This window comes from Massilia rubra (genome assembly GCF_011682065.1).
GTDB lineage: Bacteria > Pseudomonadota > Gammaproteobacteria > Burkholderiales > Burkholderiaceae_D > Telluria_A > Telluria_A rubra.
Genome location: NZ_VUYU01000001.1, coordinates 506,225 through 528,369 on the forward strand (window position 1 = coordinate 506,225; position 22,145 = coordinate 528,369).

General features: G+C 61.7%; 16 protein-coding genes. 4 read left to right on the forward strand and 12 right to left on the reverse strand.

Annotated features, from left to right (window positions below; genetic code table 11):
- Window positions 1–18: 18 nt before the first annotated feature.
- From ileS to F0185_RS02270, 10 genes are all read right to left on the reverse strand, one after another.
- On the reverse strand, window positions 19–2,946 hold the full coding sequence (ileS, locus tag F0185_RS02225) for an isoleucine--tRNA ligase (protein WP_167221149.1): 2,928 nt from the start codon (window positions 2,944–2,946) through the stop codon (window positions 19–21).
- Window positions 2,947–3,018: 72 nt separating this feature from the next.
- A complete protein-coding gene (locus tag F0185_RS02230) occupies window positions 3,019–3,990 on the reverse strand; it encodes a bifunctional riboflavin kinase/FAD synthetase (protein WP_167221151.1) in 972 nt (323 codons plus the stop codon).
- 258 nt (window positions 3,991–4,248) lie between these two features.
- Window positions 4,249–5,487, reverse strand: a complete 1,239-nt coding sequence (locus tag F0185_RS02235; RefSeq protein ID WP_167221153.1) for a tetratricopeptide repeat protein — start codon at window positions 5,485–5,487, stop codon at window positions 4,249–4,251.
- A 67-nt stretch (window positions 5,488–5,554) separates the two neighbouring features.
- Window positions 5,555–5,983 (reverse strand): ExbD/TolR family protein, encoded by a 429-nt coding sequence (locus tag F0185_RS02240; protein WP_187362414.1) that lies wholly within the window; start codon window positions 5,981–5,983, stop codon window positions 5,555–5,557.
- Window positions 5,984–6,061: 78 nt separating this feature from the next.
- A complete protein-coding gene (locus F0185_RS02245) occupies window positions 6,062–6,502 on the reverse strand; it encodes an ExbD/TolR family protein (RefSeq protein ID WP_167221155.1) in 441 nt (146 codons plus the stop codon).
- A 6-nt stretch (window positions 6,503–6,508) separates the two neighbouring features.
- Window positions 6,509–7,441, reverse strand: coding sequence for a MotA/TolQ/ExbB proton channel family protein (locus tag F0185_RS02250; RefSeq protein WP_223164431.1), 933 nt, complete (start codon window positions 7,439–7,441; stop codon window positions 6,509–6,511).
- Window positions 7,442–7,529: 88 nt separating this feature from the next.
- Window positions 7,530–8,192 (reverse strand): energy transducer TonB, encoded by a 663-nt coding sequence (locus F0185_RS02255; protein WP_167221157.1) that lies wholly within the window; start codon window positions 8,190–8,192, stop codon window positions 7,530–7,532.
- A 649-nt stretch (window positions 8,193–8,841) separates the two neighbouring features.
- Window positions 8,842–10,368: a SpoVR family protein gene (locus tag F0185_RS02260; RefSeq protein WP_166896782.1), complete on the reverse strand. Its 1,527-nt coding sequence runs from the start codon at window positions 10,366–10,368 to the stop codon at window positions 8,842–8,844.
- Between the two features lie 30 nt (window positions 10,369–10,398).
- Window positions 10,399–11,667: a YeaH/YhbH family protein gene (locus F0185_RS02265; protein WP_166896784.1), complete on the reverse strand. Its 1,269-nt coding sequence runs from the start codon at window positions 11,665–11,667 to the stop codon at window positions 10,399–10,401.
- 103 nt (window positions 11,668–11,770) lie between these two features.
- Window positions 11,771–13,693 (reverse strand): PrkA family serine protein kinase, encoded by a 1,923-nt coding sequence (locus F0185_RS02270; RefSeq protein WP_099875539.1) that lies wholly within the window; start codon window positions 13,691–13,693, stop codon window positions 11,771–11,773.
- Between the two features lie 708 nt (window positions 13,694–14,401).
- On the opposite strand from F0185_RS02270, the gene F0185_RS02275 reads away from it, so the two are divergent.
- Both F0185_RS02275 and F0185_RS02280 read left to right on the forward strand, forming a co-directional pair.
- Complete coding sequence (locus F0185_RS02275; RefSeq protein WP_167221159.1) at window positions 14,402–15,433, forward strand: adenosine deaminase; 1,032 nt, start codon at window positions 14,402–14,404, stop codon at window positions 15,431–15,433.
- A gap of 30 nt (window positions 15,434–15,463) precedes the next feature.
- Window positions 15,464–17,998 (forward strand): ABC transporter permease, encoded by a 2,535-nt coding sequence (locus F0185_RS02280; protein ID WP_167221161.1) that lies wholly within the window; start codon window positions 15,464–15,466, stop codon window positions 17,996–17,998.
- Between the two features lie 11 nt (window positions 17,999–18,009).
- Here F0185_RS02280 and F0185_RS02285 read toward each other — a convergent pair whose 3' ends face one another.
- Together F0185_RS02285 and F0185_RS02290 are read right to left on the reverse strand one after the other, a co-directional pair.
- The gene (locus F0185_RS02285) at window positions 18,010–19,002 is read right to left on the reverse strand and encodes a response regulator (RefSeq protein WP_167221163.1); all 993 of its coding nucleotides are present in this window, start codon (window positions 19,000–19,002) and stop codon (window positions 18,010–18,012) included.
- A gap of 19 nt (window positions 19,003–19,021) precedes the next feature.
- The gene (locus F0185_RS02290; protein ID WP_167221165.1) at window positions 19,022–20,320 is read right to left on the reverse strand and encodes a sensor histidine kinase; all 1,299 of its coding nucleotides are present in this window, start codon (window positions 20,318–20,320) and stop codon (window positions 19,022–19,024) included.
- Window positions 20,321–20,472: 152 nt separating this feature from the next.
- On the opposite strand from F0185_RS02290, the gene cqsA reads away from it, so the two are divergent.
- Both cqsA and F0185_RS02300 read left to right on the forward strand, forming a co-directional pair.
- Window positions 20,473–21,717, forward strand: a complete 1,245-nt coding sequence (cqsA, locus tag F0185_RS02295; protein WP_167221167.1) for an alpha-hydroxyketone-type quorum-sensing autoinducer synthase — start codon at window positions 20,473–20,475, stop codon at window positions 21,715–21,717.
- A gap of 32 nt (window positions 21,718–21,749) precedes the next feature.
- Complete coding sequence (locus tag F0185_RS02300) at window positions 21,750–22,139, forward strand: group II truncated hemoglobin (protein WP_167221169.1); 390 nt, start codon at window positions 21,750–21,752, stop codon at window positions 22,137–22,139.
- Window positions 22,140–22,145 lie beyond the last annotated feature (6 nt).

A 22,145-nucleotide genomic window follows, 5' to 3' on the forward strand; every position in this document is an offset into this window, starting at 1 on the left:
TCGGTTTCTTCTTTTTGTTTATGCGAAGGCGCGCTTCTCGCCGCTGCCGAACAAATTGCTGAAGCAGCGGCCGCACAGGCCCGCGTGCTCGGCGTGGCTGCCGACGTCGGCGCGATAATGCCAGCAACGCTCGCATTTCGGCGCACCGGAGGCGGCTACCTCGATCGCTTCGGCGGCTTCGTCGGCCACTTCGCTTACCTTCGCCTGCGAGGTGATGAAGACGAATTTGAGGTCGTCGTCCAGGCTCGCCAGCTGGCGGTATTTGTCGCCGCTGGCCTTGATGGTCAGCTCGGCCTGCAGCGACGAACCGATGGCGCCGGAGACGCGCAATTCTTCGAGCTGCTTGGTGACGTCGGTGCGCACCGCGCGCAATGTCGCGTACTTGTCCAGCAGGGCGGCGCCGTCGGCCACTTGCGGCAGGGTCCAGAAGGTTTGCGTGAAGATGGTCTCGTCGCTGGCGGCGAAGGCGTCGGCGTCGGCAAACACGGCCCACGCTTCCTCGGCGGTAAAGCTGAGCATCGGCGCCATCACCCGCAGCAGGCTTTGCGTGATGTGCCACAGCGCGGTCTGGGCCGAACGGCGTGCCGGCGAATCGACGGCGGACGTGTACAGGCGGTCCTTGAGGATGTCCAGGTAAAAACCGCCCAGGTCTTCCGAGCAGTAGTTCTGCAGCTTGGAGACGACCGGGTGGAATTCGTAGCGCTCGTAGTGGCTGGCGATGTCGTTTTGCAGCGCACCCATGGCGGCGATCGCATAGCGGTCGATTTCCAGCAGGTCGGCCGTGGGCAGCGCGTGCTTGGCGTGGTCGAAGTCGGAGGTGTTCGCCAGCAGGAAGCGCAGGGTGTTGCGGATGCGGCGATACGATTCGGTCACGCGCTTCAAGATCTCTTCGGAGATCGACAGCTCGCCCGTGTAGTCGGTCGAGGCGACCCACAGGCGCAGGATGTCGGCGCCGAGGGTGTCGGAGATTTTTTGCGGCGCCATCGTGTTACCGAGCGACTTGGACATCTTCTTGCCCTCGGCGTCGACCGTGAAGCCGTGCGTGAGCAGGGCTTTGTACGGCGGGCAGCCATTGAGCATCGAAGACGTCAGCAGCGACGAATGGAACCAGCCGCGGTGCTGGTCCGAGCCTTCCAGGTACAGGTCGGCCGGGAAGTGCGACTGGGCCGCGTGCGAGCCGCGCAACACCGTCTGGTGGGTGCAGCCTGAATCGAACCAGACGTCGAGCGTGTCCTTGTTCTTGACGTACATGTCGGCATCGTCACCGAGCAGGTCTTTCGGCTCGATGCTGAGCCAGGCGTCGATGCCGCGCTCTTCGAACATTTTTGCGATCTGTTCCAGCAGTTCGGGCGTGCGCGGATGCAGCTGGCCGGTTTCTTTGTGCAGGAAGAAGGCCATCGGCACACCCCACTGGCGCTGGCGCGACAGGGTCCAGTCGGGACGGTTTTCGATCATGCCGTGCAGGCGCGCCTGGCCCCAGTCGGGGAAGAAGCGCGTTTCGGTAATGCCCTTCAAGGCCGTTTCGCGCAGGGTCGGTCCGCCGTCTTTTGGGGTCACGTCCATGCCGGCGAACCACTGCGAGGTGGCGCGGTAGACGATCGGGGTTTTATGACGCCAGCAGTGCATGTAGCTGTGATCGAACATCTTCACTTCGAACAGGGCGCCGGCGGCGGTGAGCGCCGCGCAGATCGGCTTCGACGCTTCCCAGATGGTCATGCCGCCGAATAGCGGCAGGGTCGACGCGAAGCGGCCGTCACCCATGACGGGGGTCAGGATTTCGTCATCCTTCATGCCGTGCGCCTTGCACGAAATGAAGTCGTCCAGGCCGTAGGCCGGCGCCGAGTGAACCACGCCGGTGCCGCTTTCGGTGGTGACGTAATCGGCCATGTAGACCGGCGAGAGACGGTCAAAAAAGGCGTCGGATGCGTGCAGCGGGTGCTTGAAGGCGATGCCGTCGAACGCGGCGCCGAGGCAGGTGGCGATGACTTTGCCTTCGAGCTTGTAGCGCGCCAGGCACGATTCGGCCAGGTCGGCGGCCAGGATCAGCAGCAGCGGCTTGCCGTCGCGCGTGGTTTCGACCAGCGCGTACGTGACTTCCGGATTGACGTTGAGCGCCTGGTTGGACGGAATGGTCCACGGCGTGGTGGTCCAGATGACGATAAAGCCGTCACCGGCAGGCAGCGCCGCCAGGCCGAAGGCGGCGGCCAGCTTCTCGTGTTGGGTGAAGGCGAAGCCGACGTCGATGGCCGGGTCGCGCTTGTCCTGGTATTCGACTTCCGCTTCGGCCAGGGCCGAGCCGCAATCGAAGCACCAGTTCACCGGTTTCAGGCCACGGTACACATAACCTTTGTCGAGCAGGGCGCCGAGCGAGCGCAGTTCGTCCGCTTCGTTACGGAAGGCCATGGTCAGGTACGGATTGTCCCATTCACCGAGCACGCCCAGGCGAATGAAGCCGGCGCGCTGGCGGTCGACCTGTTCGAGCGCGTAGGCCCGGGCTTTGGTCAGCACGTCGGCGGTCGGCAGGTTTTTGCCGTGCAGTTTTTCGATCTGGATTTCGATCGGCATGCCGTGGCAATCCCAGCCCGGCACATACGGCGCGTCGAAGCCGGCGATGCCGCGCGACTTGACGACCATGTCTTTCAAGATCTTGTTGACGGCGTGGCCGAGGTGGATATCGCCGTTGGCGTACGGCGGGCCGTCGTGCAGCACGAACATCGGACGGCCCTTGGCCGCCTTGCGCACGCGCTCGTAGATTTTCTTGTCCTGCCATTGCTTGACCCAGCCCGGCTCGCGCTTGGCCAGGTCGCCGCGCATCGGGAACGGGGTGTCGGTCATGTTGACCGGGTATTTGCTCACCGGCCTGGCATCCTTTTTTCCTTCTTTTTTAGGACCCTGCGGGGCTTGCTGGTTCTGCTCTGGCTTGCTGGTTTGGCTATTGTCGGACATATTTTTCTTCAAAGAGGTGTATCTGGGTGTCTTGGATCGTGACGCGTGCTGCAGCGCTTCATGCGTGCGGCGTCAAATTCGGTCAGTGGCGGTGAGGGCGGCGGCGCGCCGGGCGAACCAGGCGCGCGCCTGGTCGCTGTCGCGCGTGATCGCGGCGGTCAAGGTGGCCAGGTCGGTGTATTTTTCTTCGTCGCGGATCTTTTCGAGGAATTCGACACGCACCATCTTGCCGTAGCAGGACTGGGCGAAGTCGAACACGTGCACCTCGAGCAGCACGCGGCCGCTGTCGTCGACGGTGGGGCGCACGCCCAGGCTGGCCACGGCCGGCAGCGGCGCGGGCCCGAGGCCATGCACCTGGACGATGAAAATGCCGGACAGGGCAGGGCGGTGCGCCACGCGTAAATTCAAGGTCGGAAAGCCGAGCGTGCGGCCCAGCTTGGCGCCGTGGATCACATGGCCCGACATGGCGTACGGGTGGCCGAGCAGCTGGCCGGCCTGCTCGAAGTCGCCCGCGGCCAGCGCCGTGCGCACGGCCGATGAGGAGATGCGCTGGGCCCCGTGCATCACCGTGGGCAGCGTCTCGACATGAAAGCCGTGGCGCTTGCCCGCTTCGACCAGCATGGCGACCGTGCCGGCGCGCCGCGCGCCGTAGCAGAAGTCGTCGCCGACCATCAGCCACTTGACGTGCAGGCCCTCGACCAGCACGCGCTCGACGAAATCGTCGGGCGAGATGGCGGCGAAATGTTCGTTGAAGTGTTCGACGATGACGCGGTCGATGCCGGCGTTCGAGAGCGATTGCAGCTTGTCGCGCAGGTTGGCGATGCGGTTCGGCGCGCGCGACAGGTCGCCGGCGCGGCGCGCGAAAAATTCGCGTGGATGCGGCTCGAACGTCATCACGGCCGCTTCCAGTCCCAGGTTGGAGGCGGCGGCGCACACGCGCGCCAACAATGCCTGGTGGCCGCGATGGACACCGTCAAAGTTACCGATCGTCAGTGCGCAGGGCGCGCGCGCCCTGTCGTTGGGAAGTCCGCGAAAAACCTTCATAGGGTGCTCTTGGGATGTCTGTGCATGAGGGAACCTCGAAAAACCTACTGCGCGGCGCAATTTTCGCCCTGCGATGCTCACCGTACTTTCGTACGGTTGCGCTTCTCGGACTGCGCGTCCCGAACGAAACTGCGCCGCTCGCTACGGTTTTTCGAGGTCCCCATGAATTATCGAAGTAGCGATTATACGGTCAAAGCTAAAAAGCGCTGCCTGCAAGATGCAGACAGCGCTTTTCAGGATGCTACCTGGTGGTGACGATCAAGCCGGATGGTTGATGGCCATGATCCAGTAGCGTGCCAGTTCGGCAGTGCCTTCCTTGCCGCCAACCGATTTCAGGGTGGTGATGGCTTTGGCCTTCTGGCCGGCCACGGCGTAAGCCTGGCCCAGGCGCAGCTTGGCGTCGTCGGGACGCGTCAGGCCGCCGGCGGCGATGGTTTTTTCCATCAGTGCCAGGCCTTTTTCGGTCTGGCCGGCTTGCACCATGCCGTAGCCCAGGCTCACCAGGCCATCTTTATCGCCGGCTTTGACCAGCGTCGCTTCGGTGATGGCGACATTCTTGTTGAAATCGGCCAGGTTTTTGTCGGCCAGGTCTTTCAGGCGCTGGTGACGTGCTGCATCGGTGCCCACACCGAGGATGCCGGCCTTGTAGCCCTTCTCGACGATCTTGACCGCTTCCGCAGGGGCGCCGTCGCGCAGGACCAGCTGGGCCAGTTCCATGTATTCGCTCGGCTTTTTCAGCAGGTTGTTGGCCAGTTGCAGGCGCGACACGTCGACGCGCAGGCGGTCGGCAAACCCTTGCTTGCCGACGATACGGTTCAGCAGGTCGGCCCAGTAGCTCGGTTTCGGATGGTGGGCTGCCAGTTTTTCGATGGTATCGACATAGCCGGCCTTGTCGCCGCTCTTGTTCTGCAGATTGGCCATCATTTGCAGCGGTTCTTCCGGCGGCGTGCGGCCGGATTTGTCGTACGAGGCCAGGTCTGCCTTGAGCAGGCGGGTGGCTTCGGCGGTGTTACCCATCGACACGTAATTCTGGATCAGGTAAGCGCGCAGCTTCGGATCGTCGCGGTCTTTCAGCGATTTCTGGATGGCCGCATTGGCCTTGCCGAATTCCTTGGCGCGCATGTAAATGCCGATCAAGCCTTCGGAGAAATTGGCGCGTTCGCTGGCGGACAATTTGCCCGAGTCGATCAGTTTTTCGAAGGAGCGGGCGGCGGTATCGTAGTCGCCGGCGGTCGAGGCGGCGGCGGCGCGCACGCGTTCGATCAGGTATTGCTCATTCGCGGTCGGGTTTTTGCTGTCGAGCTTGCGCAGTTCGTTGAGCGCATCCTTCGCGCGTCCGGCTTGCATCATTTTCTGGGCAGCCTGCAAAGGACCACCGATTTCCGCGCGCACCGCTTCTGCTGCGTAGGCAGTGGACAGTCCGACGACGGGCGTTGCTGCGGTAAAGCCAAGAGCGGCCATGGCGAGGCCGAGATGTGCGAGACGAAACTTGATCATTGGGACTCTTTCAATCAAAAGCGAAACGGCAGGGTTACCCTGCCGTATCGTCAATTAGCAATAGCGCTTATTGGAACTGTTCGTTACCAACCATACCAATCTTTTTCACACCGAGGCGCTGGGCAGTTGCCATCACGCCGGCAACATACTTGTACTCAACCAGCTTGTTGGGGCGCAGGTGCACTTCCGGCTGGTCAGCCATGGCGGCGACGTTATTCATCTTCGCTTCCAGGTCCGAGCGGTTGGCGACGACTGCGTTGTCCCACAAAATCGTGCCGTCGAAGTCGACGTCGATCGTGATGACCACAGGCGGCGTCGGCGGTACCGTTGAAGGACCGACAGGCATGTTCAGGTTGACTGCATGGTTTTGTTTCGGAATCGTGATGATCAACATGATAATCAAGACCAACATCACGTCGATCAAGGGAGTCATGTTCATTTCCATCATTGGTTCCGGATCCGCGCCTGCGGCGGGAGAACCGACACTCATACTCATGATGTTTCCTTTTCTAATGTTGGAACCCGCAGGGCGCGGGACCGGTGTTGCTGGTCCCGCGCCCTGCTCAAGGAGGACTTAGCGGGTGCCACCAGTTTTATCTGGTGGTTCCGTAATGAAGCCGACCTTTTGAATCCCAGCACGCTGTGCCGTGAACATCACCTTGCCGATGAACTCGTAACGCGTTTGCTGATCGCCGCGGACGTGAACTTCAGGCTGAGGCAACTTGACCGCCTCTTTCTTCAAGAACTCGAACAGTTCGTCCGTGTTGTTGAGGATAGTCTGGTTCCAGTACATCTTGCCTTCTTTATTGACAACGATGTTCACCGTGGTTGGCTTAGGTTTCAATGCCTGGTTGGTTTCCGAAGGTAACGCGATCTTTTGCAGCTTCAGAACAACCGGGCTCGTAATCAAGAAGATAATCAGCAGAACCAACATGATGTCGACAAGCGGCGTCGTGTTGATTTCTGACATGACTGCATCTTCTTCTCCGCTATCGGAGCCGACGCTCATGGACATGGTGAATTATCCGATCTTTTTAGCGCCGGCAGCACGGCCAGCTTCGCTCGTCGACATGGCGCCCGAAATCAGGACCGAGTGAACGTCAGCGCTGAACGAGCGGACATCTTCCATTGCCGACTTGTTACGACGAACCAACCAGTTGTAACCCAGAACCGCAGGAACCGCAACGAACAGACCGAACGCGGTCATGATCAGCGCTTCACCCACCGGACCTGCCACTTTATCGATCGATGCGTTACCCGACATACCGATGGCGGTCAGCGCATTGTAGATACCCCACACCGTACCGAACAGACCGATAAACGGTGCGGTCGAACCAACGGTTGCCAGGAACGACAGGCCGTCTTGCAGACGCGATTGAACTTTGTCAACAGCGCGCTGGATCGACATCGTCACCCAGGTCGACAGGTCGATCTGCTCAAGCAGGGCGCCATCGTGGTGATTGGTTGCCTTGGTGCCGGTTTCAGCGATGAAGCGGAATGGGCTGCCTTCTTTCAGGGTAGCCGAACCAGCTGCGATCGACGATGCTTTCCAGAACTTGGCCTGGGCTTCTTTCGATTGCTTGAAGATTTTAGCCTGGTCGATCAGCTTGGTGATCAGGATGTACCACGAACCCATCGACATCAGCGACAGAATGATCAGCGTGCCTTTGGAAACGAAGTCGCCTTCGGCCCACAGGGCTTCGATACCGTACGGATTCTTGACGGCTTCTTTTTCGCCTTCTTTGACTGCTGGAGCTGCTGCTTCAGGCGCCGGCGCTGCTGGAGCAGCTGCTTCTGGTGCTGGTGCCGCAGCTGGAGCCGCTGCGTCTGCCGCAGGGGCTGCCGCTGGAGCAGGAGCGTCAGCGAAAGCTGGTGCGGAGACCAGCGCCGAAGCTGCTGTAACCGAGAACAGGACAGCCGCCAGTGCAGCGGACAAACGGGTATTCTTAAACATGCTTCCTCCAAATTTATAAAATAATCAGTTCGCTGAACATAATGACAACGAAAATCACAGTAGTGAGACTAAACTGCCGCCTCGGTTCTTAATCCAGCGTCCAGACGTATTGCATTTGCATCCACGCTTGTTCCGGCTTGCCATCGACCATGGTTGGCTTGAACTTGCACTTGCCGATGCCTTCTTTCGCCGCTTTGTCCAGGGCGCTGAAGCCGCTCGACTTGACGATTTTCGAATCGGCGACGCGACCGTCGGTACCGATCAGGAAAGACAGGGTAACCGTGCCGGTTTCTTCGTTACGCAAGGAAGCTTTTGGGAACTCCGGTTTTGCGCAAGTGTTGAAATCGGCGACCGCAGCGACGCGGACCGGATTCGGGTTGGCCGGCGCCGGTGGTGCTGGCGGCGCAGGAGGCGCTGGAGGGCGCAGTTCCGTCGTGGCCGGCTTGACATTGGTCGCCGCGGCGATCGTGTTTTGCACCGGTGGCGGCTGCTGTACGTTGACTTCGACCGGCGGAATGAACGGAGGCGGAGGCGCCTTCATTTCAGGCGGCGGCGGTGGTGGCGGAACGTCCGGCGGTGGAGGAGGTTTGACCTCTTCGACAATCTTGGTTTCCACTGCTTCAGTCATTTTCGCAACCATGCGGGTGCCAAGACCGCTTACGATCCCCCAAGCCACCAATGCGTGAATAGCGATAACGACAGCAATGCCAGTGAAATTCTTCCCGGGGTTCTTATCATGCGAAAAATTCATGCCTGCTTTCTCCAATACCAACTCTTTTTGTTGCTACTAAACCCACAAAACACGACAAGACCTTGAGCCGCATCCGGGACGTCGGCGAATTATACCTACGAATTCTTTTTTTACCATACATTTTTGCCGCTCCAAATCGGTGTGATTCAGAGTGTGAAAACGATTGTCAAAAGCCTCGCTAGAGCCCTGACCTGCATCTTCTGGTAAAAAAAGCAATACAAAAATACTACGTAAATATGAGGAACATGTTTAAACGTACAAAATGCAGCGAATACTGCATTTGGCCCGTTGTTTCTTACACCTTACTGACACTGTCACCAAATAACATTCGACCATTTCGTGGTGATTATGCTAACTATAACGAGTTTCAGTGATGGGGGGCGTACTGTTGAAAGCCACGGTTGCGCATCCGGGAACTTGCTGTCGAAAGGCTGGCTGCGCAGCGCCTGAATAGTCGTCATCGCGGGGATGCCGGGCTGGTCGGGCGCGCCAAGCTATGCGCCTGGCTAATGACTGTCATCACGTCAGCAATATAGCATATAGATGCGCGCGTACCAGTCTTTTTTGCGCGGACATGGACGATTCTGTTGCGCTCATCTGGTAGGCCCGGGTGGAGGGCCCGGCAGCCGGCGTTGCACCGGCTGCTTGATCAATGCCGGTTGCGCTTCTCGCGCTTGCATTCGAGGCTGCTGAGGATGTTCCCGGAAGGATCGACCGTGTCCAGATGGACATCGAAGCCCCACAGGCGCGCCACGTGCTTGAGCACTTCCTGGGCGTGCTGGTTGAGCGGGCGGCGCTGGAACTGGGTGTGGCGCAGGGTCAAGGCGCGGTCGTCGCGCGTGTTCACTTGCCAGACCTGAATGTTCGGTTCGCGGTTGCCCAGGTTGTACTGTTCGGCCAGCTGCTGGCGCACGTAGCGGTAGCCGCGCTCGTCGTGGATGGCGGAGATGGTCAGCTTCTCGTTCTTGTCGTCGTCGAGCACGGCGAAGAAGTGGAAGTCGCGGATCAGTTTCGGCGAGAGGTATTGGGCAATGAAACTTTCGTCCTTGAAGTTTCGCATCGCAAAGTCGAGCGCTACCCGCCAGTCGGTGCCGGCGATCGCGGGAAACCAGTCGCGGTCTTCCTGGGTCGGGTTCTCGCAGATGCGGCGGATGTCGCTCATCATGGCGAAGCCCAGCGCGTACGGATTGATGCCGCTGTAATACTGGCTGGTGGCGGGCGGTTGATAGACGACGTTGGTATGGCTTTGCAAAAACTCCATCATGAAGCCATCGCCGACGATGCCCTCTTTATATAGTTCCTGCAAAATCGTGTAGTGCCAGAAGGTGGCCCAGCCTTCGTTCATCACCTGGGTCTGGCGCTGCGGATAAAAGTACTGGGAAATCTTGCGCGTGATGCGCACCATTTCGCGCTGCCATGGTTCGAGCAGGGGCGCATACTTTTCGATGAAGTACAGCAGGTTTTCTTCGGGCTCGGGCGGAAAGCGCGGAATGGCCACGTCGGCCGCTTCCTCGTCGCGCCGCGGCACCGTGCGCCACAGGGCGTTGACCTGGGACTGGGCATATTCTTCGCGTTCTTTTTGGCGCGCATTCTCTTGCGCCAGGGACAGCTTGGCCGGGCGCTTGTAGCGGTCCACGCCATAGTTCTGCAGCGCATGGCAGGAATCGAGCAGCAGCTCGACCGCGTCGATGCCGTGCCGCAGTTCGCACTCGGCAATGTAGTTCTTGGCGAACACCATATAGTCGACGATGGCGTCGGCGTCGGTCCAGGTGCGGAACAGGTAATTGCCCTTGAAGAATGAATTGTGCCCGTAGGCAGCGTGGGCGATGACCAGGGCCTGCATGGTCAGGCTGTTCTCTTCCATCAGGTAGGCGATGCAGGGGTTCGAGTTGATGACGATCTCGTACGCCAGGCCCATCTGGCCGCGCTTGTAGCTCTTTTCGGTGGACAGGAAATGCTTGCCGAAGGACCAGTGGTTATACGATACCGGCATGCCGACCGAGGTGTAGGCATCCATCATTTGCTCGGCGGTGATGATTTCGAGCTGGTTGGGGTAAGTGTCGAGGCCGAAGCTTTTGGCGACACGGCGGATTTCTTCATGCGCGTGCTCGATCAGGTCGAAAGTCCATTCCGACTGTTCGGGCAGGGCGCGCGGATGTTTGGGGTCTCTTGGCATGGCTGGGTTCTCCTGGTGCCGACGAGTTGGCTATTTCGCTTGCTTCTTGAAGAGTTCACGGAAGACCGGATAGATATCGGCCGGTGTGACAATTTTTTGCATCGCAAAGTTCGGATGGTGGTCCGACACTTCGGCGTACTGCTCCCACAGGTTCTGCGGCGGGCCGTCGGTGATTTCCACATACGTGTAGTACTGGACCGCCGGCATGATGGTGTTGATCAGCAACTGCTTGCACAGCACCGAGTCGTTGTCCCAGTTGTCGCCGTCCGAGGCTTGCGCGACGTAGCTGTTCCACTCGCCGCTGCCGTAGCGCTCGCCGATGACCTTGGTCAGCAGGTGCAGCGCCGACGACACCACGGTGCCGCCCGACTCGCGCGAATGGAAGAATTCTTCCTCGTCCACTTCGGAGGCGGCCGTGTGGTGGCGGATGAACACCACCTCGATCTTGTCGTAGGCGCGCTTGAGGAACAGGTACAGCAGGATGAAAAAGCGCTTGGCGGTATCTTTGCGGCTCTCGTCCATCGAGCCCGACACGTCCATGATGCAGAACATCACGGCCTGGGTCATGGGCTTGGGCACCTTGATGCGGTTGCTGTAGCGCAGGTCGAACGGATCGATAAAGGGAATCGCCAGCAGCTTGGTGTGCAGGTGATGGATCAGGCGCTTGAGCTCGACCACGCGCGGGTGGTCCAGCGGCGCGCCTTCTTCCAGCAGCGCGACCAGTTCGTTCTCGGCTTCCAGCACCGCCTTGCGCGAGCTGCCGCCGACCGCGATCCGGCGTCCGAGCGCCCCGCGCAGCGAGCGCAGCACGTGAATATTGGACGGCGTGCCCGACATATTGTAGCCGGCGCGCTGGTTCTTGAATTCGGTGGTGGCGGTCAGCTGGGTCTTGACCATGTTCGGCAATTCCAGGTCTTCGAAGAAGTAATTCATGAATTCTTCGCGCGAAAGCTCGAAGATGAAATCGTCTTCCGATTGCTGGTCGCTGTTGCCGGCCTTGCCGCGCCCGGCGCCGCCGCCGCCCTTGGGCCGGCTGAACTGATCGCCTTTCTGGTATTCCTTGTTGCCGGGATTGATGGTTTCCCACACGCCGCCGTGGGCGTGGCCGAAATTCGGCTCGTTCACATCCTTGACGGGAATCGATACCTTCTCGCCATTCTCGATATCGGTGATCGAGCGGCCCTTGATGGCCCGCCCGACAGCGTCCTTGATCTGGCTTTTATATCGCCGTAGGAAGCGCTCTCGGTTGATCGCAGACTTGTTCTTGCCTTGCAAGCGTCGGTCGATGAGGTAAGTCAAAACGGGCCTCCTGCTTCAAATCCTGTTTGCGCCCTGGCAGGCGCCGTAGCGGACGCCGTGGCGCGCGCCGGGCGGACCACGGCGGCCCGCTATCCCGGCCGCCTTACGACGACTTGCGCACGCGCAGGTACCATTCGCACAGCAGGCGCACCTGCTTGGCGGTGTAACCTTTTTCCACCATGCGCGCCACGAAATCGGCGTGCTTGTTCGCGTCCTCGGCACTGGCCTTGGCATTGAACGAAATGACCGGTAAAAGTTCCTCGGTATTCGAGAACATCTTCTTCTCGATCACGGTGCGGAACTTTTCATAGCTGGTCCAGGCCGGATTCTTGCCGCCGTTGGTGGCCCGTGCGCGCAAGCCGAAGTTGACGATCTCGTTGCGGAAATCCTTGGGATTGCTGATGCCGGCCGGTTTTTCGATCTTTTCCAGTTCGTTGTTGAGCGAATCGCGGTCGAAACTCTCGCCCGTGTCGGGATCGCGGAATTCCTGGTCCTGGATCCAGAAGTCGGCGAACGTCACGTAGCGGTCGAAAATGTTCTGGCCGTATTCGGAATAGCTTTCCAGGTAGGCGGTCTGGATTTCCTTGCCGATGAATTCGACATAGCGCTGCGCCAGGTGCTCTTTGATATACGAGAAGTAGCGCTGCTCGGTTTCGGGCGGGAACTGCTCGCGCTCGATCTGCTGCTCCAGCACATACAGCAGGTGCACCGGATTGGCCGCCACTTCGGTATTATCGAAGTTAAAGACCTTCGACAAAATCTTGAACGCGAAGCGGGTCGAGAGCCCGTTCATGCCCTCGTCCACGCCGGCGTAATCGACATACTCGTGCATCGACTTGGCCTTGGGATCGGTGTCCTTCAGGTTTTCGCCATCGTAGACCAGCATTTTGGAGAAAACGCTCGAATTTTCCGGGTCCTTCAGGCGCGACAGGATCGCAAACTGCGCCATCATCTTCATGGTGCCCGGCGCGCACGGGGCCTGTTCCAGCGAGGAATTGCGGATCAGCTTGTCGTAAATCTTGATTTCGTCGGACACGCGCAGGCAATACGGCACCTTGACGATATAAATCCGGTCCAGGAACGCTTCGTTGTTACGGTTATTGCGGAAGGTCTTCCACTCCGACTCGTTCGAGTGCGCCAGGATGATGCCGTCGAAGGGAATCGCGCCGAAGCCCTCGGTGCCCTTGTAATTACCTTCCTGGGTGGCCGTCAGCAGCGGATGGAGCACCTTGATCGGCGCCTTGAACATCTCGACGAATTCCATCAGCCCCTGGTTGGCCAGGCACAGGCCGCCCGAGTAGCTGTAGGCGTCCGGATCGTCCTGGGCATAATCTTCGAGCTTGCGGATATCGACCTTGCCGACCAGCGAAGAAATATCCTGGTTATTCTCGTCGCCCGGTTCGGTCTTGGAAATGGCGATCTGCTTGAGCACCGAGGGATAGCGCTTGACCACGCGGAACTGGTTGATATCGCCATTGAATTCGTGCAGGCGCTTGACCGCCCACGGGCTCGGAATGGTGCGCAGGTAGCGCCGTGGAATGCCGTAATCTTCTTCCAGGATGACGCCGTCTTCTTCCTCGTTGAACAGGCCGAGCGGCGATTCGTTCACCGGCGAGCCTTTCAGCGCGTAAAAGGGCACCTGTTCCATCAGGACCTTGAGTTTTTCGGCGATCGACGACTTGCCGCCGCCGACCGGGCCGAGCAGATACAGGATCTGCTTGCGTTCTTCCAGTCCCTGCGCGGCATGGCGGAAGTACGACACCACCTGCTCGATGACTTCTTCGGTGCCGTAGAAATCGCGGAAGGCCGGATAAATCTTGATGACTTTATTGGCGAAGATGCGCGACAGGCGCGTGTCGTTGCGCGTGTCCACCAGGGTCGGCTCGCCGATCGCGGCCAGCATGCGTTCGGGCGCGCTGGCGTAGGTCAGCTTGTCCTTTTTGCACAGTGCCAGATACTCAGAGAGGGAGTACTCCTCTTCGCGGGTACGCTCATAGCGAGCTGCGTAGTTGTCAAAAATGGTCATTTGAATGTCCTTTAATGTGCTGTCACTACTTCACTGTCACTGGCAGTCGTACCGTCGGCGTGCTGTCCAGCCCTGAGGGGCTTCGAAAAACCTGCCGGGCAACGCAATTTTCGTCCTGCGATGCTCACCGTACCTTGGTACGGCTGCGCTTCTCTGACGAAACTTGCGCCGCCCGCTACGGTGTTTCGAGGCCCCCTCTGTTCGTTGGGGTACTCCATTTGAACCGCCGCCGGCTTTCCTGTTCCAGCAATTCCGAAACAAAAAACGGCTAACGATATTTATTGTTTTTACCGGTATCGCCCGGCTATTTTGCGTGGTTCGACAAGCTCTTCTTACGCCTGTGAAATTTATTATGTGCCTAATGGTTGCGGAAGTCAAAGTAATGTAGAGTAAGCTGATGTAACCGTGTTAAGTGCCTGATTTGCAAAGAAAAAATTGATTTTGGCCAGAGATTTTACTGTCTCATTTTTGCCTTGGATGTTCGTTATGCATGTCGTCTTGATCAAGGTTTCCTGCACTAATGAAAGAACGACATCGCGACCATCTTGGTTGATTGGATAGTGCACGAACTCTGCGACCGATGGCGCACGAAAATCACCGTGCGTGTCACACATTTTCCAAGCTGAACTTTGCCGGTGGCGCGCTTGCGCCCCGCGCTTGCGCTACACTGCTGCCTGACGACACACCTATTACCGACGGAGAAATACTATGCTGAACGACCAGATGAGAAATATTGTGCAACAGATGCCGAAGGCCGAATTGCACATCCACATCGAAGGGTCGCTCGAACCGGAGCTGATCTTTGCGCTGGCGCAAAGAAATGGTGTTTCCCTGGCCTATGCCTCGGTCGAAGAGCTGCGCGCGGCCTATGCCTTCAGCGACCTGCAATCCTTCCTCGACATCTATTACGCCGGCGCCAGTGTCTTGCTCAAGGAGCAGGACTTCTATGATATGACCATGGCTTACCTGGTGCGTTCCCACGCCGACAACGTGCGCCATGCCGAAATCTTTTTCGATCCGCAAACCCACACCGCGCGCGGCGTGCCCTTCGACACCATGATCAACGGTATCTGGCGCGCCTGCCAGGACGGTCCCATCAGCGCGACCCTGATCATGTGCTTCCTGCGCCACCTGAGCGAAGACGACGCCATTGCCACCCTGGAAGAAGCGTTGCCGTTCCGCGACAAGATCATCGGTGTCGGACTCGACTCGTCCGAGCGCGGCCATCCGCCCGAAAAATTCGCGCGCGTGTTCGAGCGCTGCCGCCAGCTCGGCCTGCGCCTGGTGGCCCACGCCGGTGAGGAAGGCCCGCCGGCCTACATCGAAACCGCGCTCGACGTGCTCAATGTCGAGCGCATCGACCATGGCGTGCGCTGCCTGGAAGACCCGGAACTGACCGCGCGCCTGGCTCGCGAACAGATCGCGCTGACCGTCTGCCCGCTGTCGAACGTCAAGCTGCGCGTGTTCGGCGAGATGGAAGAACACAACCTCGTGACCTTGCTCGAGGCCGGCCTGGTCGCCACCGTCAACTCGGACGACCCGGCCTACTTCGGCGGCTACATGAACGATAACTTCGTGGCCGTGTTCGACGCCTTGCCCCTGACCGTCGCCCACGCGCGCCAGCTGGCCCGCAACAGCTTTACGGCGGCCTTCCTGGAGCCGGAAGCCAAGCGCGCCTTCCTCGCCGAAGTCGACCAGTTCTTTGCCGGCGCGGGCGCCAGTCCCGGCGTCGCCATTTAAGTCACTATTTAATACACCACCGCCCCCGCCATGCTGATTCAATCGCTTCGAATGACCGCGCGCGACTGGCGCGCCGGTGAACTGCGCTTCTTGCTGATCTCCCTGATCATCGCCGTCTCGGCGCTGTCGGCGGTGGGTTTTTTCATCGACCGCATGCGCAACGGCCTCAATCGCGATGCGCACCAGTTGCTCGGCGCCGACCTGCTGGTCAATGCCGACCAGCCGCTCGACCCGGCCTGGCGCGCCGAAGCCGTCAGGCGCGGCCTGGTGCTGGCCGATACGGTGACGTTTCCGAGCATGGCGCAGGCGGGCGAGGGCGAACAATCGGTGTCGCAACTGGCCGCCATCAAGGCCGTCTCGCCCGGCTACCCGCTGCGCGGCCAGCTGCGCATCAGCACCAACCTGGAGCAGGCCAGCGCCGCGCTGGGCGAGAAGACCGACGCCACGCCCGCGGCGGGCACGGTGTGGGTCGACCCCAACATCCTGACCGCCTTGAAAGTAAACGTCGGCAGCCGCATTCGCGTGGGCGACAAGGAATTCACGATCGCCCAGCTGATCGCCTCGGAGCCGGACCGCGGCCCCTCGTTCGCCAATTTTTCGCCGCGCGTGATGCTGCCGCTGGCCGATCTCGCTGCCACGGGCCTGGTCGACAACGGCTCGCGCGTGACGTACCGCCTGCAGGTGAGCGCCGCGTCCAGCAACGACAGCAAAGCCGTCAAGGCCTTCGAAGAATGGATCAGCGCCCGCATCGAGGCTGGCAAGGTGCGCGGCGTGCGCGTCGAATCGCTCGAAAATGGCCGTCCCGAAATGCGTTCCACGCTCGACCGCGCCGACCGCTTCCTGTCGCTGGTCGGGCTGCTCTCGGCCATGCTGGCGGCGGTCGCCGTGGCCATGGCCGCGCGCCGCTTCATGCTGCGCCACCTGGACGCCTGCGCCATGCTGCGCTGCCTCGGCCTGACCCAGAACCAGGTCACCATGCTGTACCTGATCGAGTTTGCCCTCATTGGCCTGGTCGGCAGCGCGCTCGGGGTGCTGGTCGGCTTCGGCGGCCACTATGTATTGATGCAGCTGATCGGCTCCATGCTCAGCACCGACCTGCCGCCGGTCTCGTTCCTGCCGGCCGTGCAGGGCGTGGCCACCGGCATGCTGCTGCTGGTCGGCTTTGCGCTGCCGCCGGTGCTCCAGCTGCGCAACGTGCCGCACAACCGCGTGATCCGGCGCGAACAGGCCGCACCCAAGCCGATGGCGCTGGCCACCTATGGCCTGGGCCTGGTGGTGTTCGTCGGCCTGCTGCTGTGGCAGGCGGGCGACGTCAAGCTGGCGCTGTCGACCGCGGCCGGCTTCCTGGGCGGCTTTGCCTTCTTCGCGCTGGTGGCGTGGGGCGGCCTGGCGGCCCTCAAGACGCTGCGCGGCGCCATCGACAACCAGAGCTGGCGCTTTGCCGTCACCTCGCTGCAGCGCCGTCCGGGCGCCACCATCGTGCAGGTGGTCTCGCTGGCGCTCGGCCTCATGGCCCTGCTGCTGCTGACCGTGGTGCGCGGCGACCTGATGACCGCCTGGCGCAGCGCCACTCCGCCGGACGCGCCGAACCGCTTCATCATCAACATCCTGCCCGAGCAGAAGGATGATGTGGCCAGGCGCATCGCCGCCGCCAGGGTCAGCGAAGCGCAGCTGTTCCCGATGATCCGCGGGCGCCTGGCCGCCGTCAATGGCCAGCCGGTCAGCGCCGCCACCTACGCCGACGACGACAACGCGCAGCGCCTGGCCGACCGCGAATTCAACCTCTCGACCACCCTCGACATGCCGGCCTCGAACGAGATCGTGGCCGGCCAGTGGTACAAGGATGGGCCGGGCGTGGCCGAAGCCTCGGTCGAGCAGGGCATCGCCAAGACCTTGCGCCTGAAACTGGGCGACACCTTGCGCTTCGATGTCGGCGGCACGCTGGTCGACGCCAAAGTGACCAGCCTGCGCAAGCTGGAATGGGGCTCGATGCGCGCGAACTTTTTCGTGATCATCAACCCGGCCGCGATGGAAAAGACCTCGCAAACCTTCATGACGGCCTTCCACCTGCCGCCGGCGCAGAGCACCTTCACCAACAGCCTGACGCGCGATTTCCCGAACCTGACCGTGATCGATGTCAGCGGCATCATCCGCCAGTTGCAGGAAGTGCTGGACCAGGTGGTGACGGCGGTCGAATTCCTGTTCATGTTCACCCTGGCCTCGGGCGTGCTGGTGCTGTATGCGGCGCTGATGGGTTCCCAGGACGAGCGCACCCGGGAATCGGGCCTGCTGCGGGCCCTTGGCGCGACGCGCAAGCAGCTCTCGCGCGCGCAGTGGATCGAATTTTCGCTGGTGGGCGGCCTGGCCGGCCTGCTGGCCGCGTCGGGCGCGGCGGCGCTGGGGTGGGCGCTGGCGACCTACCAGTTCAAGTTCCCATGGACCTTCAGCCCGATGGTATGGCTGGCCGGCCTGGTGGTGGGCGCGCTGTGCGCCATCATCGGCGGCTGGCTCGGACTGCGCAACGTGCTGCGCCAGCCGCCGTTGCAGACCTTGCGCGGCACGTAACACCGCCAACTTCACAGCGCTGTCTCGCGCTCGCTCAGGAAGCTCGAGAACGGGTGGGCCGGTTGCTCCAGCTCACCGGGCGCCAGCGGGAACAGCGCCCAGTAGTAGTTCTGGGCGCCGCGGCATCGCTGGGCCGGCGCGGTCCAGCGATGCCAGTTCTTGGCAAAATCGCGCGCATACATGCCGTCGCCCTCGCGAAAATACGGCACGATGCAGCGCTCGCGCACCGCCTGCAAAAACGACTGCGGCGCATCGTTGTCGCAGCCGACTTCATAGTGCGCATTCATCCCCGCCTCGGTCTCGACCACCATCAGCTGCGCGCGTCCGCGCGCGTCGTACAGCAAAATACCGGCCGGATTCGGATACAGGTAGTGCTCCACGATCCCGTGCTGCTCGACCACCATGCGCACCACCGCACTGAACGCCGGGTCGCTCAAGAAACTGTGGTTGTGCAGCTTGAGCAGGTCGCGCAAGGGGTCGGAGCGGGCTGCGAAATACTCGGCCTGCAGCGCCACGATTTCGGCTTCGAGCTTGTCGAGCGCACCGTCGTCGCTCTTTTTGATGTAACGGTCGATCAGGCCGCGGTTAAAGGCGTCGACCGCCACCTTCTCGTCGGCCACGCCGGTAAACAGGATTTTCTTGCAGGGCAGGTGGCGCAGCGCCTCGCATAGTTCGAGGCCATCCATCTGCGGCATCGAGTAATCGACCACCACCACCGACGGCGTCATGAAGCGCTGCGGCTCGAAGCTGATGCGGTGGATCTGGTCGATATCGAAGGCTACGTTGCAGCGCTCTTTTGAATCGGGATAGGTGTCGTGGCTGGCCGCCAGCCGGCCCGGCTCGCGCTCGCCGTGAGCCCCGATCCAGGCCAGCGCGCTGCTGGTATCGGCAAAGCACTTGCTGGCCAGCGCGGGGTCGAGCTGGAAGGCGACGCTTTTCAGGAAGCTGTCGCTGTCGTCGATCAGGACGGTCAGGCTGGGATGGCTGTAGATCGGCAGGGGCATGCTGGGTCTTTCATAGAGGTCAATGCGGCTCCGGCGCCACGGCCACGCGCGGGAACTCGAGCACGAACATGGTGAAGCCAGGTTCGCGCGAGACGCAGCGGATGCTGGCCTGCCAGGCATCGATGATGTCCTTGCACAAGGCCAGGCCGATGCCGGCGCCGGAACTGGGAGGGTAGGAATAGAAGCGCTGGAAGATCATCGGCAACTGGCGCGCGGCGATGCCGCAGCCGGTGTCGATCACCAGCAGGCGCGGTTGTTCGGGACGGCCGTCGACGACGATGCGGATGCGGCCCTTGCCGGCCCGGTGCAGCGCCTTGAGCGCGTTGCGCAGCAGGTTGAGCAAAATGACCACCGACAGCTCGTACTTGCCGGCGAAGCGGAAGTCGGTGCGGATATCGACGCTGACCGCGTCGCGCTGCGACTGCGCCGCGAACGGATAGCGCCGGATCACCGAGTCGACCACCTCGCGCATCGACACCACCTCGGTCGCTTCGAGGCGCTGCTCGACCGCGCTGGCCGAGAGCAGGAACAGGTCGATCATGTGGTTCATGTGGCGCACCTCGTACTGGATGCGCGTCATCGCCTCGCTCATCGCCTGCCAGTCGGCCTCGCTGGCCCTGGCCGGCGGCGTGATGCGGCGGCAGATGCCGCGCACATTGGCCTCCACGCTGACCAGCGGCGTGCGCAGTTCGTGCGACACGCTGGCCAGGGCGTGCGCCATGCCGGCCAGCTTTTCGCCCGCCAGCGCCCCGCGCCCGGCCTTGGCCACCGACACGGCGATCATCGTAAACGCATAGATCGGCAGCTGTTCCAGCACCGTGGGACTGAGCATGAAGGCGGCCTCGCCGACCAGCGCGAACAGGGCGCAGGCCAGGACGCTGCCGATGGCGCAGGCGGCCACCGCCCAGCGCGTGCGAAAGTGGAACAGCACCGTCAGCGCAATGAGCATCGACTGGCTCCACACGGCCGAGCCGTGGTTCATCAGGTACATGAAGGTGAACTGGAACGGCAGCACGTAGGTGAGCGCGACGAACAGATAGGCGTTGACGAAGCGCCCGCACAGCAGGCGGCCGGGCGCCAGCGCGGGCAGGCACAGGGCGGCGCCGACCAGGCGCAAGGCGAGGCTTTCGAACTCCTGCGGGAACCAGTAGGTCCAGATCGTATAGTAGGCCGGCATGCCCAGGAAACCGATCCAGGCCAGCAGGATGAAGCGGCTGGTCGCATGCGCGTGGTGGCGCTCGTGCCTGACGAACCACTGCAGCAGGGAGCGGCGCAGGCGGTCGGCGGAAAACGGAGCGGTGGCGCTGGCAAAGGTCATGGAAAGGTTTCCTGGCTCGCAAGGGTAGGCGGGAAAGGACAATCTTGACCTATGTTGATATTTTGCAATTTGATATATGTCAAGGTCCATCGATGTTGCAGGATTGTCAAGGAAGGGCGGCACAGAATAGATGCTTTTTCCAAGGAGAATTCATGTCTTTTGCTGTCGATCAAGTTTCGCCTGCCTTGCGCGCGCACCCGGACATGCCAGCGTTTGTTACCGGCCGCATGGACGAGCACTACGTCACGCGGGTGGCGCAGTTGCTGGGCGGCGAACACCTGCATGTGTGGACAGCACCCCAGCCCGGCGCGATCATGTTGGCCAGCAACGATTACCTGTGCATTTCCGGCGAAGCGGCCTTGCTCGAGGCGCAGGCGCGCTGCCTGGTGCGCAACCAGGGCGGCATGCTGATGTCGTCGGTGTTCCTGCAGCAGGGCAGCGCCCAGCACCGGCTGGAAACGAAGCTGGCCGCCTTCATGGGGGCGCCGGACGGGGTGCTGACCCAGTCCGGCTGGGCCGCCAACGTCGGCCTGCTGCAAACCATCGCCGGGCCTGGTGTGCCGGTCTATCTCGACATGATGGCGCACGCCTCGCTGTGGGAAGGGGTGCAGTCGGCGCAGGCCACGGCGCTGCCGTTCCTGCACAACGATGCGGCGCACCTGGAGCGCCAGGTGCGCAAGCACGGTCCCGGCGTGATCGTGGTCGATGCGCTGTACAGCACCAACGGCAGCGTCGCGCCCTTGCTCGACATTGCGCGCATCGCCACCGACAGCGGCAGCATTTTGGTGGTCGACGAGTCGCATTCGCTCGGCACGCACGGCCCGCGCGGGGCCGGGCTGGTGGCGCAACTGGGCCTGGCCGGCCAGGTGCATTTTCGCACCGCTTCGCTGGCCAAGAGCTTTGCCGGGCGCGCCGGCTTCATTACCTGTTCCAGCCACTTCAAGGGCTACTTCCTGTCGGCCTCGCGCCCGGCGATTTTCAGCTCCTGCCTGCTCGAACACGAGCTGGCGTGGTTCGACGCCGCGCTCGACTTCATCGCCGGGGCCGACGGGCGGCGCGCCGCGCTGGCGCGCGTCACGCGCACGGTACGCGACGGCCTGCGCGCCCTGGGCTACAACGTCGACGACGGCAGCGAACAAATCATCGCGCTCGAAGCCGGGCCGGAACCGCGCACGCTGGCGCTGCGCAAGGCGTTGGAAAAGCGCGGGATTTACGGCGCCGTGTTCTGCGCCCCGGCCACCGCCAAGAACCGCTCGCTGGTGCGCCTCACGCTCAATAGCGCTTTGACCGATGCGCAGTGCGCGCGCCTGCTCGCGGCCTGCGCCGACATGCGCCTGGAGGTCGGGATGGACAGCTGGCCGTCGACACGGCGCCCGCGCCGCCTCACACTGGTCTGACAGCGGCGCGCATGCTGCGCTATCATGGCGGCATGAGTGAACCACAAACCCTGTATGACGTCATCGGTGGCGAAGCGCGCGTGCGCGAGATGGTCGACCGCTTCTACGACCTGATGGAACTCGAACCCGAGTTTGCCGGCATCCGCGCGCTGCATCCGCCGTCCATGGAAGGCTCGCGCGACAAGCTGTTCATGTTCCTGAGCGGCTGGATGGGCGGGCCCGACCTGTTTGTCGAACAGTACGGCCACCCGCGCCTGCGTGCACGCCACCTGCCGTTTGCCATCGGCAGCAGCGAACGCGATCAATGGCTGCGCGCGATGGCGTGGGCGATGGAAGATATCGGCATCGACGAAGCATTGCGCCTGCGCCTGATGGAGTCGTTCTACCAGACCGCCGACTGGATGCGCAACCAGCCCGGTTGATGTCCG

Excerpts from the sequence above, each read along its gene's own strand:
- F0185_RS02270 (WP_099875539.1), bottom strand. The coding sequence starts at position 13,693 with ATGACCATTTTTGACAACTACGCAGCTCGCTATGAGCGTACCCGCGAA.
- F0185_RS02230 (WP_167221151.1), bottom strand. The coding sequence starts at position 3,990 with ATGAAGGTTTTTCGCGGACTTCCCAACGACAGGGCGCGCGCGCCCTGC.
- F0185_RS02250 (WP_223164431.1), bottom strand. The coding sequence starts at position 7,441 with ATGTTTAAGAATACCCGTTTGTCCGCTGCACTGGCGGCTGTCCTGTTC.
- cqsA (WP_167221167.1), top strand. The coding sequence starts at position 20,473 with ATGTCTTTTGCTGTCGATCAAGTTTCGCCTGCCTTGCGCGCGCACCCG.
- F0185_RS02245 (WP_167221155.1), bottom strand. The coding sequence starts at position 6,502 with ATGTCCATGAGCGTCGGCTCCGATAGCGGAGAAGAAGATGCAGTCATG.
- F0185_RS02235 (WP_167221153.1), bottom strand. The coding sequence starts at position 5,487 with ATGATCAAGTTTCGTCTCGCACATCTCGGCCTCGCCATGGCCGCTCTT.
- F0185_RS02280 (WP_167221161.1), top strand. The coding sequence starts at position 15,464 with ATGCTGATTCAATCGCTTCGAATGACCGCGCGCGACTGGCGCGCCGGT.
- F0185_RS02240 (WP_187362414.1), bottom strand. The coding sequence starts at position 5,983 with ATGAGTATGAGTGTCGGTTCTCCCGCCGCAGGCGCGGATCCGGAACCA.
- ileS (WP_167221149.1), bottom strand. The coding sequence starts at position 2,946 with ATGTCCGACAATAGCCAAACCAGCAAGCCAGAGCAGAACCAGCAAGCC.
- F0185_RS02275 (WP_167221159.1), top strand. The coding sequence starts at position 14,402 with ATGCTGAACGACCAGATGAGAAATATTGTGCAACAGATGCCGAAGGCC.
- F0185_RS02290 (WP_167221165.1), bottom strand. The coding sequence starts at position 20,320 with ATGACCTTTGCCAGCGCCACCGCTCCGTTTTCCGCCGACCGCCTGCGC.
- F0185_RS02300 (WP_167221169.1), top strand. The coding sequence starts at position 21,750 with ATGAGTGAACCACAAACCCTGTATGACGTCATCGGTGGCGAAGCGCGC.
- F0185_RS02255 (WP_167221157.1), bottom strand. The coding sequence starts at position 8,192 with ATGAATTTTTCGCATGATAAGAACCCCGGGAAGAATTTCACTGGCATT.
- F0185_RS02285 (WP_167221163.1), bottom strand. The coding sequence starts at position 19,002 with ATGCCCCTGCCGATCTACAGCCATCCCAGCCTGACCGTCCTGATCGAC.
- F0185_RS02260 (WP_166896782.1), bottom strand. The coding sequence starts at position 10,368 with ATGCCAAGAGACCCCAAACATCCGCGCGCCCTGCCCGAACAGTCGGAA.